A 16,712-nucleotide genomic window follows, 5' to 3' on the forward strand; every position below is an offset into this window, starting at 1 on the left:
CTGAAATATCGCTCGCCACGCGAGTTCAGGCGCAGGACGGAATCATCAACTCAAGTGTGAGGCGGTGTCCGGAGATGCGGGGGCAAATCCACCCGCTTCTATGCAATGAAATCTGCGATATCGCTTTATCACGCCGGCGTAGATTTCACCGAGATAAAAAAGCAGACAAAGATATCAGAAAATGAGGTTAGAAGAGAAATTCGTCGATGTTTGACTCCGGATGGTCGCGGATCAATTTTCGGATTCAGAGCAATTGTTGAGCGGTGTCGGGTGGCTGGATATGAACGAAAAAAATCGACTTCTCGGCCGAAAACAACCCTGTCATTTGGGCTATCCGGTGCACTCTCTCACCTTTTTGAGGAGTACCCATATCTGCGGAAAAGAGTCGAGTCTGAGTTCTTTGGGACCTGCAAGAGAGAAATCTATTTCGAGCCTAAAAAATCTATAGCAGACATTCATTATGATTTTATAAGTGAATTGAGATCAATCGGATTGACTGATGTCGACTGGCCATTTAACACAGAAAATCTAGGGTACAAGAGCTTATCGAGATATTTTAGGCGCCTTTTAAAGGACTATCCAGCGAAGTACGTCGAAGGTCGGCATGGTACGGAGTCGGCTCGGCGCCTTCGCGTTGGAACAGGTGTGGAGCCGCTTCTTCGTGCGAATGTTCCCTCGGCGATTCTCGAGTTGGATTATGTAATAATCGACGCGCCCGGCGGCATCGTCATCGTTTCCGATTCACTGGGGGTAGAGCATAGGATTCTTGCGGAGCGATGGTATGTCGGGATCCTGGCTGATGAGTACGACGGTGCGATCCTGGGTGTGAGTCTTGCATTAGAAAGAAGTCCGAGTGCCGACACGGCTCTGCAAACCATCTTGAGCTCCCTACAAGATGAATGCTACGACACAACTCCCATTTTGGAAGAGCTTCTTCCCTCTGGGAAGTGCCTGATGCCTTCGTTACTTCCGCAATATCAACGACAAGGATGCTGTCTGCTGAGAGTGGATCATGGCTTGTGCAATCTCGCTGAAGATTTCGTCAATAACGTCATCGATGTAATGGGTTGCACGGTTGAATTCGGCGAACTCTTTGCGTGGTGGATGCGTGCCGTCGTAGAGAGGATGATCGGTGTCTTTCATGCGCGTGGCCTTCATCGATTTGCTTTTACATGTGGCAGTGACGCAGATGACACTCGGCGCCGCGACCCGGAGCAAAAGGCCGAGTCGTTTGAGGTTCGCATAGAAGATATGGAGGCCCTTATCCTCTCGACGCTATACGAAGTGAACTGCGCGCTCGGGAAAGAGCGCTTCTTCGGTAGCACATTGTTGACGGTGAGGACGCGATTCTCGGCGGATCCGGGCCTCGGATGGCTGCCTCGGCCCTTACCGAAGTCAACCGAAGCAGTCGCGAGACTTCTGGACCATCAAGTCGTTGTCCCCGTTAGCGGAAATGCAAAAAAGGGGATACGGCCCTATTTGCAATATGCGAAGCGAAAATACACCAATCCACGCATCGCGTCGGATTTCTCCTTGCTGCACAAGCAAGTGCGCTTGCATATCGATCGCCAAGATCCTCGGAAAGCCTGGGCATCCTTGGCGGACACTGGCGAGAATCTGGGGGCGCTCACGGTAGAACGGAGATGGCGTGAGTGGCGCATGTCGCTGAGGGTAAGCACTATGCTCACTCGGCACACCTGTGCGCGGCCATTAGATCGTGGCCGCAGCATGCCAGAGGCGTTCCTTGCGGCCAAAGCGGACGAACTCATTGCGAGGAAGGCCTTAGGGAAAGGGGGGATGGTTCGCGGGGCGGTTGACTACGCGCGGCACAAACGGTCCGCAAGTAAGGATGGGGGCCAAGCTGAGGCCCCAACGGACATCACCTCGTCAGTCTGCCCGGCACGCAATCTCTTCGGCATATTCCGGCTTTCCGATGACGCCGTAGACACAAATCATGACTAACAACGCGACAGATTCGAAGGGCCGCGGGCCGGAATGGTGGCGGCAGCAGGCAATCTGCCATCCCTTGCTTGCGAAGCACAATCGAACACCACTATGGACGCCGCCGGTTGAGCAGTTCTATACACGCGCCAAATGGCTCATTCTGCAGAGACACAGCTTTTATGTGGACGAACCCACAGGAGAGGGCAAGTCTGCCGTGGCGAGCGCACTTGTAGATCGTATTCAACGGGATCTCGGTGACATCGTCACCATTGTGTACTGCACCCAAAACAAGCAAGGGCCATCAGTGCGTTCATTCTACAAGGGGTTTCTAGACACCGTCGGAAGTCCTAGTACAAGCGGCGAGACATGGGATTTGCAGGCACGTGCGCGTCGCCGGTTGGTCGCCTTGGCGAGCGAAACCACTTGGCGGACCATCCTGCTCGTTATCGACGAAGCGCAGGCGTTACTAGTCGACGATTTGGAGTTTGCCAAGGACATACAAAATCAGCTTGAGAGAGAGAACATTGACCTTGTAGTTGCCCTGTTTGGGGAGTCGCCGATGCTTGAGTTGGTCAGCGCGAGTGCGGGGCAGGCTAAACACCACGCCTGTTTTGACAGGTTCACGCACCGAAGGATTCCGATCGACGGTTACAACCGCGAGTCACTCGCTTGCTTGCTCAAGCTGATGGACGCTTCGATTTGGCCGGCAGGCTCAGATCTGACGTGGTCATGCTTCTTCTTTCCGCGTGCGACCGCCCGGGGATTTAGTTTTGAGCGCCAGGCTGGGCATGTCTGGCACGCTTTGCAGGAAGCCAAATTGATCAGGTCTCACGACAACGACACAGTGGTTGCACGCCGAATCTTTGAGCTAATGGGTTACGTAGCTGCGAATGCTGAACACTACGACGCGGATTGTCCCGACTTGGATGATCAACTGTGGATGGACGCCGCGCTGTTTTGTGCGGGAGAGCAGCACGTCTAAGCTAGAAGTACACTGGAATAACATGCGCGACAGTCAACAAGAGTGGACTGGGTCCTCTTGGTCCGTTCTGCCCTTTGAGTCGTGTTTCTCTGTGTGTACACGATTCGCTTGGCTTAATGCTCTAGATCGTGCGCAGCTTGATCGTCTGGGCGCGCTTACGCAGATCAAACGCGCGTGTACCTTTCTGGCCCATGAAATGCGCATGGCGAGCAACCTTCAACGCGTGCTGAAACGGTCGCTCTCGCTGCCCGTCGAGCATACTTTGTTCGAGAGCAGCGCCATAGGTTTGCTCGGAAGTCTGTTTTCTAGCTCATTGAGAATTTGCCCCTTGTGCCTCGAGGTGGGCTATCACGCGTTTTGGCATCAATGTCGGCCGCTCCTCTTGTGCCCCATCCACGGAACGGTGCTGACGGAGCAATGCATGACCTGTGCCAAGCCACTACCATCCTTTGGTGATGCTGCGTTGTATGCGCGTCCGTACGCCTGCAACGGCTGCGGCCATCCCTACTGTGGGGCGGACTTCACCATCGACGCGCACTTGGATTTCCGCCTCCATGCCGATCGTCAAATCGAGCGATTTGCTGATATCTCGCAGTGGTTTGGGCAACTCGATAGAACGTTGAGTTGGGCATTTTTTAGGGATGACGAAAGTGAACGTTATTGGGCAGCGCGATGGCGCCTCGCATATGATTTTTGTGGCTCGATCGTGTCGCCTCCCGCTGAATGCATGGGGGTAGAAGATCGGATGATCGCGACGTGGCATTGGGCGAACGCGCCAGCGCGGGAGACTTACCACGCGCAGGGGTTCGTGAATAGACGGGAGAGCGATCGCGTTCAAAAGGTCTATCGCTCTACTTTGCTGCTTCTAAAAAACTGGTTGCACAACCGAGCAGCGGCGCGTAGGGACGCAGGTGCGTCGCGCAGGACGCTGCGGATTGGCCAAGAGGGAGCGATTGAGTTGCAGGGAGATACATTCGAGCTCGCTTATCTGCTACTGCGATGTGTGTTGTCCGACGATGCCTTTGCGGGAAACCACCGTAGACTGACCGACGATACTGCAGGCGCCTCCCCTGGTCCGGCACTTGCCTGGTTCGTGCCTTCGTTCGATATACCGCTCCTGGCGCTCCATATGGTCTTTCTGTGGCTCTACACAAAAATGATGGAGTTTGTGGCCACACATACAGACCAATGTGTCGTCTCGTTCTTTGAGATTCAGGACTTCCTGGCCAGGTGTGATTCGCCTGTGCTGCTTGGTAACACTCAGCACGTACGTCAAGGGATGATTATTTTTCGCTCGCTGCCGGGCATGCCGCTACCGTAGATACGGCCGCCGGTAGCCTGTGCTGACGTACGAACTAACTGCGTTGGCTCAGCCGGGACAATTTTCACGCGCAGCGGCCCCGCCTCTTACGGTAGCTTGCGGCGGCTGGGTAGGGAGGGATGCTAGTTTTTGGACGACAGTTGATCCGCGGAAGCGCGTTGCATAGATCAACTCCCGGTAGTCGCTGCCCTCAACATATCAGCCCAAAAAGCGTCCATCCCTATATGCATGCCCGAACGAACAACATTGCAAATAGGAACTACGCGGGTTGCCCCGCCTCAAGAAGCGACGCAGGCGTGACGTTCAGCGCAACAGCTAGGCGCTCGATGTTGTAAATGGTAACGTTTTTCTCGGCACGCTCCAGCATGCCTACGTAAGTACGATGCACTCCGGCTCGTTCAGCGAGTTCCTCTTGAGACAAGCCGAGCGCGAGACGTCGGCGCCGTATATTCTCGGCGAATACAGTGACAAGACGGCAGTTCTGTGGAGCAACGGACATGTGCCAAATGTCCGTCGTTGCACACTATGATTCTACATACTATGATTAGCAAATCGCCCTCGATAAGCGAGATGTCGAGTGGCAATAGGTTCGTTCGGTAGGGGGTACTTTGAAGTCTCGTAGCCGGAGTCGGTCAACTAGCATGTCAGGACGTAGCGCGCGCGAATTGCGGATCGGATTCGAGGGCGGCAAGGTCGTCTTCCAGGCTCTCCGGAGCGGATTCAACTTCGTGCTCGACCAAGGGGAGGTAAAAGGGCTTCTCTTTCATGAGGCCTCCAAGAAGCTTGAAGTCTCATTGCATCGTGGCAGCACGATCAGCATCAGTTGCGATTTCGAGAATGCAAAGTTTTTTGCCGTGCGCCTGCTGCCCGAAGAGCGTGATAACGAGTTCATGTATCAACCCATTGTCGGCGAGTGTTGCCGCGCATGGGATGATCTTCGTTAGACGATCCTCGTAGCCTCCCTTGGATCAGCAGCCCCAAGCCAACGTCTGCGGATAGCTTCAAACCTTGTGATGGTGTATGGTTCAAATATGTAGTAGCGCAACCTAATTGCACTCAAATATCTCCATGGCTGCCAATGACATCCGCCATCACCAACTGACCTCACAGGTCGGTTGCGGCAGCCGTGCGCTCGTTCCAATCGAGCACGCTCATACACGAATAGCAAGCTGACCGAGGCGCTATTGATCCCGATATAGACGGGCTCGTCAGCTGCGGCAGCACGCCGCCCTTCGTGTATGGAGAAATACCATGTCCTCTCCGCGATTTCTTCCGGAGCATCCACCTGGCTTTTTGCCTCTGGGCGAACTTTCGGTTCTGCGTAGTGCCACTGCATGGCAATTGCTGATTCCCGCGGATACGCACTCCGCCCTCGTGACGGCTCGACAGAACTGCAGAGATGGAGCGGAGGCCAAGGAGGAGATTCCCGGTTGGACCACAGAGAGACCTTCCGCTGCCAAACCATCGGCTCAGACGCCTCCGCGGCGAAAGCCCAGGCTTGTGCAGATCTTTGACCCTGAGACCCTCGAGCAAGCACGCGAACGCCTACGTGTCGGAGAGTGGGACCAGCAGCGGTATGGATCGACATTGTTGGATCAAGCCAAGAGTGAGGGTGGATATCGCGCCTTGCCGCGTCTGGGTTCGGCGTTGAATCGGCTCGAAGCATCGCGGCCCCTTTTCGGCAATCTGCGTGAGCCGATCGAAAAACTGAAAATCGAACTCACCCTCGCCAGTGCAATGCGGTCGAAGGATTTTCGTATTCGCCCGGTCTTGCTGACGGGGCAGCCCGGTGTCGGCAAAACACAATTCGCGCTGAAGCTGGCGGAGATTCTGGGTGTGCCGATGCAGAAGTGGTCTGCCGGAAGTGCGCAAGCAGGCTTCCAGTTGACCGGCGGCGATGGTGCTTGGCGGAGCGCCAGACCCGGGATGATCTTTGAGATGCTGGCGAAAGGCACCTCAGCGGCGCCTGTCTTTATTCTCGATGAAGTCGACAAGATCAGTTCTGACAACCGCTACTCCGTCACTGCGGTGCTGCTTGATCTACTTGAAGGTGGGACTGCCAAGACCTTTGAGGACTCATTTCTCCGTGCGACATTCGACGCGAGCCGGGTTGTTCATGTTCTCACGGCAAATGATCTGGATGCAGTGCCTCCCGCTCTACTGAGCCGGGTGGAGGTATTCGATATCCCGCCACCGGCTGCCGAGCAACGGCTCCAGATCATTCTTTCCGAAGCCCAGCGCTTGCGACGCGCCACAGGCTGCCGCATCGAACTGGACATTCACGCTGTAGAGACTCTCGCCGAACGGTGTGACCTCGACCTACGCAAAACGCAGCGTTTGGTAGCAGATGCCTTTGCCACGGCGATGGCCTCAGGAAAGCTTGTCGCTACGCCGACTGTACCTGGGCGCGCGAGGCGCAGGGCGATCGGCTTCGTCGCAGAGCATCAACCCGAAGAGAAAGCTAGCGGTGGTGCGCAATGAGACTCCTCATCCTTAGCGATCTTCACCTTGAATTCTCGTCGCTCGATATTGACACGGCTACCGTCGACGTTATCGTGCTCGCTGGTGACATTCACCTGGGAACAAGGGGCATCCCGTGGATTCGAGCGCAGAGTCGTGATCTGCCGGTCATCTACGTACCCGGCAATCATGAGTTCTACAAAGGCGAGCACAGCCGAGTGCTTCGAGATCTGCGTGCGGCGTGCGCGGCGACGCCGAACATTCAACTGCTCGATATGGATAAGATCACGATCGGCGATGTGGAGTTTCTCGGAGCCACGCTCTGGACAGATTTTGCCCTGAATCGCAGCACGGACCACGGTGGCCGTGCCGCCGAGGGTTATGCCGCCCAAGGTATGAGTGACTTCACCGGTGCGATCCGTTTCGAGACGCATGGCGTGTTCAGAAAACTCCAGCCGCTGGACACGATCCGCATGCACATTGCCGCACGGCAATGGCTAAGCACCGAGTTGCAGGTTCCGACGCAGCGCAAGCGTGTTGTTGTCACTCATCATGCTCCTTCGGAGCGGAGCGTGGCTCCGCAATATCGAGGTGACCGCCTCACGCCGGCGTATGCCAGTGACTTGGATGCTTTGGTTCAAATGGCAGACCTATGGATCCATGGTCATATGCATGACAGCGCTGACTATGTCGTCGGGAATTGCCGGGTGGTCTGCAATCCGAGAGGTTATGCCCTAAAGGGGCGGAGCGCAGAGAACTCAGCGTTCAAGGCTGGCTTGATCATCCAAAGTGAAATTGCTGGCACGGCCGGCTAAAGGCGTGGGCCGCCTGCGAGTTCACTCCCACAAGCAATACGTCCATGAAGCGATAAAGATGAATCCAACTCCCAATGGAGGCGAGTGCTCGGCGGTAGCGCTTTCTATGGCGCTCTCACCGTATCTCGCCAGGGTTCTACGAAGATGGTGCGTGGATGGCGACGATGCTCTTCTGCCGCGACTGGAGCGTGCGGTAGCGCCGCTCTCTATAGACGATCAAGAAACCGCCACACGGTTCCGACGCGGTCTGGAGCATGGGCGTCTCGAAGTCTATGGGACTTACGTCTCGGTTGTAACCGCAGCTCTGCTGCGAAAACTGCGCGAGTTTCATGACCCTGCGGAACTGGGTTACCGAGTAGATAGCGCATTCAGCGATTCGGACGAGGAATGGTGTCGGATGTCGGAGAGCGGGCAAGGACGGTTTATCGAGGAGGTTCGTGGCTTGGCTTCTATCGCATCGCAAACCTTGCGCAAGATAGAGGTCCGCAGCACATCCCGGTTCTGAGACTCAGGCTCACGGAGACACGGACAATTCAGCATGCACCGGGATGTTCAACTCAACTCTAAAAGTTCGCAGTCAGCGCAACGTACTGCACCGACATCCCAGCACCCGAACTCCAGCAACGGTTGCGGCTCGCCTTAGCAGAAGTTCGTCGGCTGCAGCGGGCCATCGGTAAGCGCATTGAGCTGGACGTCAGGGCGCCAGACGCCTTATGGCTCTGACATCTACGTGGCAACACTGAACTCCAAAGATCTCGGCAAAGGTGACGTTGTCGACCCCTATCCTCGTGCGCAGGTACCCATGTGCAGACGTGGCGGCCATATCTTCCAAGTTGTCCAAGCGCACTCTATCAACTGGGTGCGTGCGATGGTATCGGCTCCACGGACTTGCCGCTCGGGCCGCGGTCACGGCTTTTGAGTGTCTGATTGACCTGCGTCGCTTGGTTGTGCGCTGTTGCTTGACGGGGAATCGTTGTGCTGGTCCAAATCGCCGCCGCACTGGTCCTGCAGGATTTTTGCCAACGCTCGATCATTGGCCATCGGGTTGGTTATTTCGGCTTGCTTGGCATAGATGAACGACGTCGCTACGAAGGGCGTAAGGGCATCAATTGGTCGCTCCGACTTTCCTTCACCGAATGCATCCAGGGGCCGCCAACTGAGCAGCTTTGCCTTGTCGATCACCACGCGTCTGATCAACTGTTTGGTTCGCCTTTTGCCATCCTGGCCCACAATCGACTCATTAGAAGTGATCCAGATGGCGTGCTGAATGCTCTTGTCTGACTCGACCGCCATTGGCGCAAATTCCAGAAGCACTTGCGAGCCGATGCGCGAGCGGATCATCACCGGACAAATGGCTGCGATTTCGTCATCTCTGACGTTGGCGCATACACGCTGCCCAAGTGTTTGATTAATTTCTTTGCAAGTTTTGCCCGTGATTGTGGCGCGCGCTGCATTGATTTCGCCCTGTCCGAGAGTCTTGACGGCAATGATCGAAAAGGCGGAAAAACTGCCCGTGGCTGTGATAACCAGAAATAGTAGCAATGGGGCAAATAAGGCGGCAACCTTGGGGGCCTCTGTTGACTGAACACTTCCGATTACGGCCGCAGCAACGGCGATGACCGCAACCAAGGCGGTCAACAGGGGGGTGAATTGTAGTGCTGGGGCCGTCCGGATATCGCCAGCAAGGCCGATAACGCCAATAAAACTCAACGGCAAGGCAACGAGCGGCGTGATTAGGAGCACCATGGCGGACGCCCAGAGGTAGGTCTGCCACCGCCTTCGCAGACGCAACCAGAGCACCGTGCGCGAGATTCTGGCGTCGCTCCAATCGTGCTCGGTCCATCGGGCTTTCAGCTTCACATGGCGCCGGCTATAGAAGGAAAGTCGATGCCCATGACTTCTGCATTTGCCGTCAGCGGACACCGTAAGGGGGCTTGATACGACGCGCTTGCGGGCGTCCATCGCGAGACAGGTTGGCGAGACCATCACCACAGCGATTCCCCACGTGAACCAAGCAACCCATCCTGGGAGGTAATCAATTAAGTGAAAAAGGACCACCGCCCAAGTCAACGTCGTGCCCGACATGATGAGTGCGAGGTGGCGGGGGCGCACAAATTTCACCGACTTCTTGAACTCTGCCAGCGCAAGGCCTGGAAGCACCATCGTGAGGGCGCTGAATGCTGCAATGAATATGCCGAACAGCGCCATGGCGTACAACAATGAGGAGACGGACTCCAGATTGACGTCTGGCATGAAGCCAATATGAAGGAAGAACATCAAGAGCAGCAGGCCGCCCAAAAATAGGGTGGCCGCAGTCGCCGACTTGAGTGGATTTTCCAGCACGTATTGCCAGCATTTGGCGACGAAACCCTTGATTGGGCTCGCTGCAACGGACGTAGCTACGCCCTGGGCGGTTTCGCTCACGGTTCTCTCCTGGGTGATTGTCAAAGACTAATCTTGCGGGCATATTCGCCGCGCCAGTGCCTGGCCAGACAATCGCGCGATTGCTATTTGATCGGAACGAGTGCCGTCGTCACATACCGCCGATCCCGATAGGCAATCGATGTCACAGTCGGGCGCATGTCGTCGCCCGCCGTTTGCGCATACCGATCCAACGCGCCATTCGCCGCCTCCAACGTGTCACTCATCAGGCGTAACTCGGCCTTCGTGTCCGTGGCAACCAGCTTGAGCAAGCCAACCCATACCGCTTCGCCACGCAGACTCTCAAGCTGATTGAGTCGCCGGTTCCAATCCACAGCGATCGCGGTTTGGATGCCCTTCGCAAGTGCGTTCTTCTTGTCGTCGACGTCGCGGGGCTTCCTTTCCTGCACAGGGGCTTCGAGTGCGAGCGTGGCTGCGCGCTGCCGAACGGAGGACAGTTTTCTCTCGGTCTCCGTGAATTTATCCAACGCGATGAAGGTGGCGGTGCAACCCAGTGCCATCACCAGCAAAGACAATCGACGATTCTTCGGTCGCGTTGAGAACGTGAAATCAGCCACGATTCTGTAGGCTCCCATGTCGCTTAAGCCACCCATTGAGGATCAGTCCGGGTTGTTCAGCAAGGCCGAGGTCAGTCTTTACAAAGGGCGCCGCAACGACTTCGATACCGGACGGCGCATCCGCGTGGGCCGCCAGCAGGCGCGTGAGGACGGACGCATGCGAGCTTCCCGCGGTAGTGGCGAGCAGCAATCCGGTGTCCTTGCCGGCGCGGGCCAGGGTTACGCTGTCCGACTCATAAAGCACGCAAGACGAAGTTTTGTTAGCACGCTTGTAGGTCTCAAGCACCAGTGGCGCCAACGGTGCGACTGTGCGCACCTGGTATCGGTCGCCGACCGCTCGGAGGGCGTTCGACATATCCAGTTGCCGGATGGCGCAGACGTGCAGATTCGAGCGCGACGGCTGCAGGCTAAGTGCATAGTCGGCGGCGTTCAGCATCGTTTTCTGTTCGAAAACCTTCGCGGCAACCATCTGCAACTTGCGAGAAGCAAACACCCAGCGCGGCCGAGGGAAGGTCACATAGTGGCAATACCCGCCGCTCAACCAGACTGACAAGCGCTTGCCGCGCGGCACACGCTGCCCCACAAACTCCGCGAGCCCCTCCATCTGGCATTCAGCGGTGTCCAAGACTGTGGCTTCACGTCGCCTTCCGCGCGCTCTGCCGACGACCATCTCGGATTTGGAGAGATACAGCCAATAGTCATTCATTGGGTGACACCACGCGGTCAATTTCTTCGAAGGTCGTGAGGTCTTGCTCCACCATGCGCACGGCCTGGTCGCGCAGCGAGACGACACCCATCTGCCGGCTCTGTTCGCGGATCAGGCGTAACGGCTCCCGCCGGATAACAAGTTCCCGAATGATGTCGTTGACGGGCACGATCTCCCACACGACAGTCCGGCCCCGATAGCCGGTATAGCGGCAGGCCGGGCAGCCGGCAGAGGGCGTGCCAGGCGCAGCAGAAGCGGGGGCGCATTCCGTGCATTTCAAACGCAGCAGCCGCTGCGACACGATGCCGATCAGCGCCGACATGAAGTTGTAGGGGTCGACACCCATGTGCAGAAAACGGCCGACCACATCAAGCGCCGAGTTCGCGTGCACGGACGTGAAGACCAAGTGGCCGGTCAGTGCCGCTTGGACCGCGATTTCCGCCGTCTCCGAGTCGCGGATTTCACCCACCAGAATCTGATCGGGGTCGTGACGCAGGATTGAGCGCAGGCCGCGTGCGAACGTCAGGCCCTTCTTCTCATTGACGGGAATCTGCAGAATACCCGACAGCTCATATTCGACGGGGTCTTCAATCGTGATGATCTTGTCTCGCCCGGTATTGATTTCGGAAAGCGAGGCATACAACGTCGTGGTCTTGCCGCTGCCGGTGGGCCCCGTCACCAGCAGCATGCCGTGCGGCTCCTTGGTCAACCGGCGGATGGTCGTGGTGGCGGCGGAGTCGAAACCCAGCGCTTCCAGCGTGAGCGTCTCCGATGCCCCCCGCAGTTGAGCCTTGTCCAGCAAGCGGATGACGGCATCCTCGCCGAAAACGTTGGGCATGATGGAGACACGCATGTCCACATCGCGTCCTTCCAGCCGCACCCGGAAGCGGCCGTCCTGTGGCAAGCGGGTTTCTCCGATGTCCAACTGCGCTAGCACCTTGATCCGGTTCAGGACTTCGCTCGGCGAACGGGCCCCGGTAAATGCGGGACCGGGCACCAGAACGCCGTCCAGCCGCAGTTTGATGTGCAGCCCCGACCGTGAGGTCTCAACGTGAATATCGCTGGCACCGGCGCGCCAGGCATCGAGCAGGACCGCGTCCAGGAATCGGACTACTGCGCTCTCAGCCGATTCAATGGAGTCGTGCGAGACGATGCGGCTGACTTCCTGGTCCTGGACGGTGGTTTCCGCGCCGCGCTGAGCGAGCAGGGCTGATGCTGACGCCGTGCTCAAGGCCCGCTCAAGAATGACCATGCTGTGCTGGCCGTCGATCCACGCCAGCTTGGCTTGCCCGAGCCGTTCATGGGTCCAGCGCACCAGCGCCTCATCCCATGGGTCGTCCATCGCCACGACCCATTGGTCGGCAATGCGCAACGGCAGAATCTTGTGCTGGCGGCAGTCCTTGAGCGAGATGGGGTCCAGCGTGACCTGCGTGGCCAGCTCGGCTTGCGGCGCAACGTGGTGGAAATCGAATCGCTCCGCGACGGCCGACACCAGCGCGTCAACTTGAACGCCGGCTTGCGCCGCGAGCGCAGCCGCCAGACTGCCCTCGCCACGCGCCATGCGGGCAGAGCGCAGCCAACTGCCGAAGGCTGTCCAATCAAGTGCGGCGTCGGACATGTCAGATTGCTCCCGCAAGATCAAAAATGGGCAGGTACATCAGCACGACAATGGCGCCGATCAGGCTGGCCACCGTCATGAGCAGAATCGGCTCAACCAGTCGCATGGTCCGCTCCAGCATGGTTTCCAGCTCGCGGCGGTAGGTCTGCGCCAACATCTCGAAGCTGCCGGCAAGGTCACCAACGCGCTCTCCGGCTTGCAGGATGCGCACAGCAAAACCGTCCCCAAAGTCGGTCTTCGAGAGAGCTTGGCTCACGAGCACGCCTTCCAGGATGCGGTCGCGCGCCTCATCCAGTTGGGCACGGGTGGTGGCCGAAATCGCGAGGGGTGAAGCCAGCCGCATGGCTTCCGGAAAGTCGTAACCACCCCGCGTCAGCATCGAGAGCGAGGCACAGATGCGTGCCTGCTGGAAGCGCTCTCCCAGTTTCTTGAACGGCCAAAGATTTCCGATGGCACTCAAGAGGCGTTCCGCCGCATTCCTTCGGGCGAACTGATAGGCAACGAGGAGGGCGCCCAGCCCAATGCCAATCAACAGCGCCCAGCCGCGGTCATGAATGAAGTGCCCGACGGCGAGGAGAATCCGAGTCGCTCCGGAGGCCTGCATGACCGTGCCGTCATAGACCATTGCAAACCGTGGGATGACGTAGGCGAGCAGGAAGATCACCACCAGCAGGCCGAAGCCGATGACAGTGGCCGGATAGACAGCGGCACTGACGACCTTCTTGCGCAGTGCTTCCTGCGCTTGCGCGTATTTAGCGAACTCTTCAAGCGCATCCGGTATGCGGCCCGAGCGTTCGTTGGCCTGGATCGCGGCAACCAGGATGCCGGGAAACACGCCTTCGACCTGCTTCATCGATTCGGATAGGGGCAGGCCGCTCAGCAGGCCGTCATACAGCTGCCGATACACAGCCACATTGGGGTGGTCGTCCCGGTGCGCGAGCGAATCCAGTGCCTCCGACACGGTGAGGCCCGCGCGCAGCAGTCCACCCAGCTCGATACATACCAGCCCGGCGTCAACCTTGCGGCGTCGGGTCTTCAGGGCGGAAAGCGTCAGCTTGGTTCCGATCGGTTCGACGGATAGGACCGTTGCACCGTCCGCCTTCAGGCGCGCTTCCACCGAGGCACGGTCGTCCCCGGTGACCCGGCGCGTGGAGACACGCGCAGTGGCCGAATCGAACGTGCTGACCTTGAACTGCATCGCTCAGTTCGTCAGGTCGGCGTTTTCCCCATCGCCGCCGGCGGCACCGTCGCGGCCGTAGGAGACGATGTCGTAGTCACGGCCGCTTGCGCCGGGCTGGCGGTATTCATAGGCGTGGCCCCAGGGGTCGAGCGGCACGTCCTTCTTGAGGTAGGGGCCACCCCAGCGCGTTTCTCCGGTGGGGGCCGACATCAGCGCCTTGAGACCTTGCTCGGTGGTCGGGAAGTGGCCAGTATCTAGGCGGAACTGGTCGATGGCTTTCTCGAAGGCTTGGATCTGGGCCTTGGCCACACCCACTTCCGACTTGCCGAGCTGCGCGAAGTAGCGCGGCCCCACATAGGCGGCCAGCAAGCCGATGATCGCGACGACGACGAGCAGTTCCAGCAGCGTGAAGCCGCGCACAGCTCGGGTGGTCTTCAGTTTCGGCAGTCCGGGCATGTTCATCTTGATTTGAAGAGGTCCCATTCTTGTTGGTGTGCTGTTGTCTTACTGCGTGGCGCCGATGGTGACCTTAAGCGGTCGGTTCATCGAATCGAACACGCGCGTGATTTGACGGGCGAGGTTACCACCGGGGTCCTTGGAGTGTTCTTGGGTCCGATTGCCCATCACGTCCAGTGTGTACATGATGCTGTTGCCCAAGCTGTCGGTCGCACCTGTCATGCGATGCGCTGCGTCGTAGGTGAAGCGGACACTGCTGCCGTCGGGCAACGCCACCTTCGTCAACTGGCCTACCGCGTCATAGCTGTAGTTCGTGGTTTGCGCCGTTCCGCTTGCGGGCGTCACCGTTTGGCTGGTTAGCCAGCCCCGGTTGGAGTACGCGAATGTAGTGACGCCGCCGTTGGCGTCCGTCATCTGGAGCGGGCGGCCATTCGGGTCGTACTGATTGATCGTGGTTGTATAGCCGAGCGCGTCGACGATTTGGTACAGGTCGCCCTTGCGGTATTGCGGTGGGGTGTTGGTGTCATCCGCCGTCCGGTAGACATAGGTCGTGCCGTCATTGACGTCGGTACGCGGTCCGCTGCGGCTCGCCACCTGACCATCGGCGGTGTAGGTCCACGTGGTGGTACGCGTTGGCCCCGCGGCAGTAGCGCTGAAGCCCTGGCCACCGTTGGAGTCGGAAGTCGGCGTCTCGCCGTAGCTGGTCAGATTGCCGTTGCTGTCGTAGCCGTAGACTTCCAGCTTCGTCGGCGAGGCCACACGCGTCTGCAAGTTCCAGGTCGGATGCCACTCCGTGGTGACGGTACGGGCACCCGGCGTACCGGCCCCTTCGACTCGCTGAATCTCGCGCTTCTGGCTGTCGTAGGCGTGTGTCGTGACGTTGCCCAGGTAGTCCGTCTCACGGATCAGGTTGTTGTTGCTGTCGTACTCGCTGCTCTGGCGGGTGCTGCCGCACAGGCCACACGGGGCACTGATGGACGTCGGCAGCAGCACGCCGTTCTGCTTGAGGAAGCTGTAGACGCTCGTCTTGCCTGTCGGGTCGGTGACGGTGGTCTGGTAATCGGCGCCGTACTGGAATTGGTAGGCGTCGGCTCCGCCAGCATGGCTGCTGCTAACGGCCCGCGCCTGATCGTCGTAGGCGTAGGTCGCGTAACGGTTGCCGTTCTCGTCAATCACACCGGTCAAGGCGGTTGGAAAGCGGCCGTCTTCGTAGACATACTGTCTAAGCGAGCCGTCCGGGCTTGTCACCGTTGAAAGCATCCCTGCACCGTTGTAGGCATAACTGGTAACCGCACCATCGGGAGCTTTGAGACTAGCTATCCGACCTCCTCCGTCGTAAGCAACGCCCAACGTACGGCCGGTCGGCGCAGTGACAGTAGCCAATCGTCCGCCAGTGTTATAGGCCAGCGTCGTAGTGCGGCCATTTTGTTCGCGGACCGAAAGTAACTTGCCGGTGGCATCGTATGTCTCAACCGATCCGGTATCTGCCATGGTGTACTGCCAGTTGGCCACTTTGCCGTTAGCATCCGTGACTGACACCAAGGCATCTTGGGTACCTGCAGCCGTCCATGTCGTGCCATTTTGTCGGAAGGCAAACACTGATCCATCATCCCGTAGCCCGACGATCCATGGCACGTCATAGCTGGCCAGACTAACGTCTAAGCTGCGTTGCCAATTTAGTGTCCATTGGCCGGCGCCGTTACCTGTTCCATAAACGCTGTAGGAACGATAGGCAAACGACGTGGGAAGTTCCGAACTCCCATTGTTGTTCCGATCAATAGCGACCGTGGTCCCGACACCCGAGATGACTGGATTACCTGCAGAACAAATCTGCACTGGGGGGCGGGTTGGCGCACACGAGCCATCGGGCTGACTCGCGTAGCCATTCGCGCACTGCATCGGGTTCAATCTTAGGTCCGCGGTCCCTTGGCCCGCAGGGGTTGGGAAATTATTGTTGATTCCGTAGCATTCCGCGCTCGCCCAATACGGCAAGCTCAATCTAACTGCGCCCGTACCCGCATATACCCATGGGGTGGCCCCCATTCCGCCACCATTCGTTCCCAGCCTTGTGATAGCCGCTATACAGGTAGATGCGGGAGAGCTCGAGCAACCGTAAGGCGTCCAGACGTTGTCGCACCATTGCCCTCCAAGCAGGTCCGGTCTCGACGAGCCTGATGACGTTTGTGCGCGGGCTTGATTTGCTAAAGGAGTGAACATCATGCCAAGGCTTA

The 16,712-nt window shown here is 58.2% G+C and carries 16 protein-coding genes; 8 read left to right on the forward strand and 8 right to left on the reverse strand.

Going from position 1 to position 16,712, the window contains the following annotated elements; all coding sequences use genetic code 11:
- The 4 genes from R2669_RS24315 to R2669_RS24330 form a co-directional block, all read left to right on the forward strand.
- A partial coding sequence (locus tag R2669_RS24315; RefSeq protein WP_316902409.1) for a hypothetical protein occupies positions 1 to 185 on the forward strand: 185 nt, incomplete at its 5' end.
- A gap of 460 nt (positions 186 to 645) precedes the next feature.
- Positions 646 to 1,962, forward strand: a complete 1,317-nt coding sequence (locus tag R2669_RS24320) for a hypothetical protein (RefSeq protein WP_316902410.1) — start codon at positions 646 to 648, stop codon at positions 1,960 to 1,962.
- Positions 1,955 to 2,926 (forward strand): ATP-binding protein, encoded by a 972-nt coding sequence (locus R2669_RS24325; protein WP_316902411.1) that lies wholly within the window; start codon positions 1,955 to 1,957, stop codon positions 2,924 to 2,926. Before R2669_RS24320 ends, R2669_RS24325 begins: the two co-directional genes overlap by 8 nt.
- A 202-nt stretch (positions 2,927 to 3,128) precedes the next feature.
- On the forward strand, positions 3,129 to 4,247 hold the full coding sequence (locus tag R2669_RS24330; RefSeq protein WP_316902412.1) for a hypothetical protein: 1,119 nt from the start codon (positions 3,129 to 3,131) through the stop codon (positions 4,245 to 4,247).
- Positions 4,248 to 4,506: 259 nt separating this feature from the next.
- On the opposite strand, the gene R2669_RS24335 is transcribed toward R2669_RS24330, so the two are convergent.
- Positions 4,507 to 4,746 (reverse strand): helix-turn-helix domain-containing protein, encoded by a 240-nt coding sequence (locus R2669_RS24335; RefSeq protein WP_316902413.1) that lies wholly within the window; start codon positions 4,744 to 4,746, stop codon positions 4,507 to 4,509.
- Positions 4,747 to 4,888: 142 nt separating this feature from the next.
- Between R2669_RS24335 and R2669_RS24340 the strand changes: the two genes are divergently transcribed.
- The 4 genes from R2669_RS24340 to R2669_RS24355 all read left to right on the forward strand — a co-directional run bounded on the left by R2669_RS24340 (position 4,889) and on the right by R2669_RS24355 (position 8,027).
- Entirely contained in the window at positions 4,889 to 5,191 is a 303-nt protein-coding gene (locus R2669_RS24340; protein ID WP_316902415.1) for a hypothetical protein, read from the forward strand.
- A 646-nt stretch (positions 5,192 to 5,837) separates the two neighbouring features.
- Positions 5,838 to 6,728, forward strand: a complete 891-nt coding sequence (locus R2669_RS24345) for an AAA family ATPase (protein WP_316902417.1) — start codon at positions 5,838 to 5,840, stop codon at positions 6,726 to 6,728.
- Positions 6,725 to 7,522, forward strand: coding sequence for a metallophosphoesterase (locus R2669_RS24350; RefSeq protein ID WP_316902418.1), 798 nt, complete (start codon positions 6,725 to 6,727; stop codon positions 7,520 to 7,522). Before R2669_RS24345 ends, R2669_RS24350 begins: the two co-directional genes overlap by 4 nt.
- Before the next feature lie 151 nt (positions 7,523 to 7,673).
- Positions 7,674 to 8,027, forward strand: coding sequence for a hypothetical protein (locus tag R2669_RS24355; RefSeq protein WP_316902419.1), 354 nt, complete (start codon positions 7,674 to 7,676; stop codon positions 8,025 to 8,027).
- Between the two features lie 401 nt (positions 8,028 to 8,428).
- On the opposite strand, the gene R2669_RS24360 is transcribed toward R2669_RS24355, so the two are convergent.
- The 7 genes from R2669_RS24360 to R2669_RS24390 all read right to left on the reverse strand — a co-directional run bounded on the left by R2669_RS24360 (position 8,429) and on the right by R2669_RS24390 (position 16,380).
- Positions 8,429 to 9,946 carry a hypothetical protein gene (locus R2669_RS24360; RefSeq protein WP_316902421.1) on the reverse strand — a complete coding sequence of 506 codons (1,518 nt, stop codon included), beginning with the start codon at positions 9,944 to 9,946 and terminating at the stop codon, positions 8,429 to 8,431.
- Positions 9,947 to 10,029: 83 nt separating this feature from the next.
- Positions 10,030 to 10,524: a hypothetical protein gene (locus tag R2669_RS24365; protein ID WP_430708844.1), complete on the reverse strand. Its 495-nt coding sequence runs from the start codon at positions 10,522 to 10,524 to the stop codon at positions 10,030 to 10,032.
- Positions 10,514 to 11,227, reverse strand: coding sequence for a hypothetical protein (locus R2669_RS24370; protein ID WP_316902425.1), 714 nt, complete (start codon positions 11,225 to 11,227; stop codon positions 10,514 to 10,516). The genes R2669_RS24365 and R2669_RS24370 overlap by 11 nt, the downstream gene beginning before the upstream one ends.
- The gene (locus tag R2669_RS24375) at positions 11,220 to 12,845 is read right to left on the reverse strand and encodes a GspE/PulE family protein (RefSeq protein WP_316902427.1); all 1,626 of its coding nucleotides are present in this window, start codon (positions 12,843 to 12,845) and stop codon (positions 11,220 to 11,222) included. The genes R2669_RS24370 and R2669_RS24375 overlap by 8 nt, the downstream gene beginning before the upstream one ends.
- Before the next feature lies 1 nt (position 12,846).
- A complete protein-coding gene (locus R2669_RS24380; RefSeq protein ID WP_316902429.1) occupies positions 12,847 to 14,043 on the reverse strand; it encodes a type II secretion system F family protein in 1,197 nt (398 codons plus the stop codon).
- Between the two features lie 3 nt (positions 14,044 to 14,046).
- Positions 14,047 to 14,481 carry a type II secretion system major pseudopilin GspG gene (gene gspG, locus R2669_RS24385; RefSeq protein ID WP_316902450.1) on the reverse strand — a complete coding sequence of 145 codons (435 nt, stop codon included), beginning with the start codon at positions 14,479 to 14,481 and terminating at the stop codon, positions 14,047 to 14,049.
- A gap of 48 nt (positions 14,482 to 14,529) precedes the next feature.
- On the reverse strand, positions 14,530 to 16,380 hold the full coding sequence (locus tag R2669_RS24390) for an RHS repeat domain-containing protein (protein ID WP_316902451.1): 1,851 nt from the start codon (positions 16,378 to 16,380) through the stop codon (positions 14,530 to 14,532).
- Positions 16,381 to 16,712 lie beyond the last annotated feature (332 nt).

It is taken from the genome of Ralstonia edaphi, from assembly GCF_958350185.1.
GTDB lineage: Bacteria > Pseudomonadota > Gammaproteobacteria > Burkholderiales > Burkholderiaceae > Ralstonia > Ralstonia edaphi.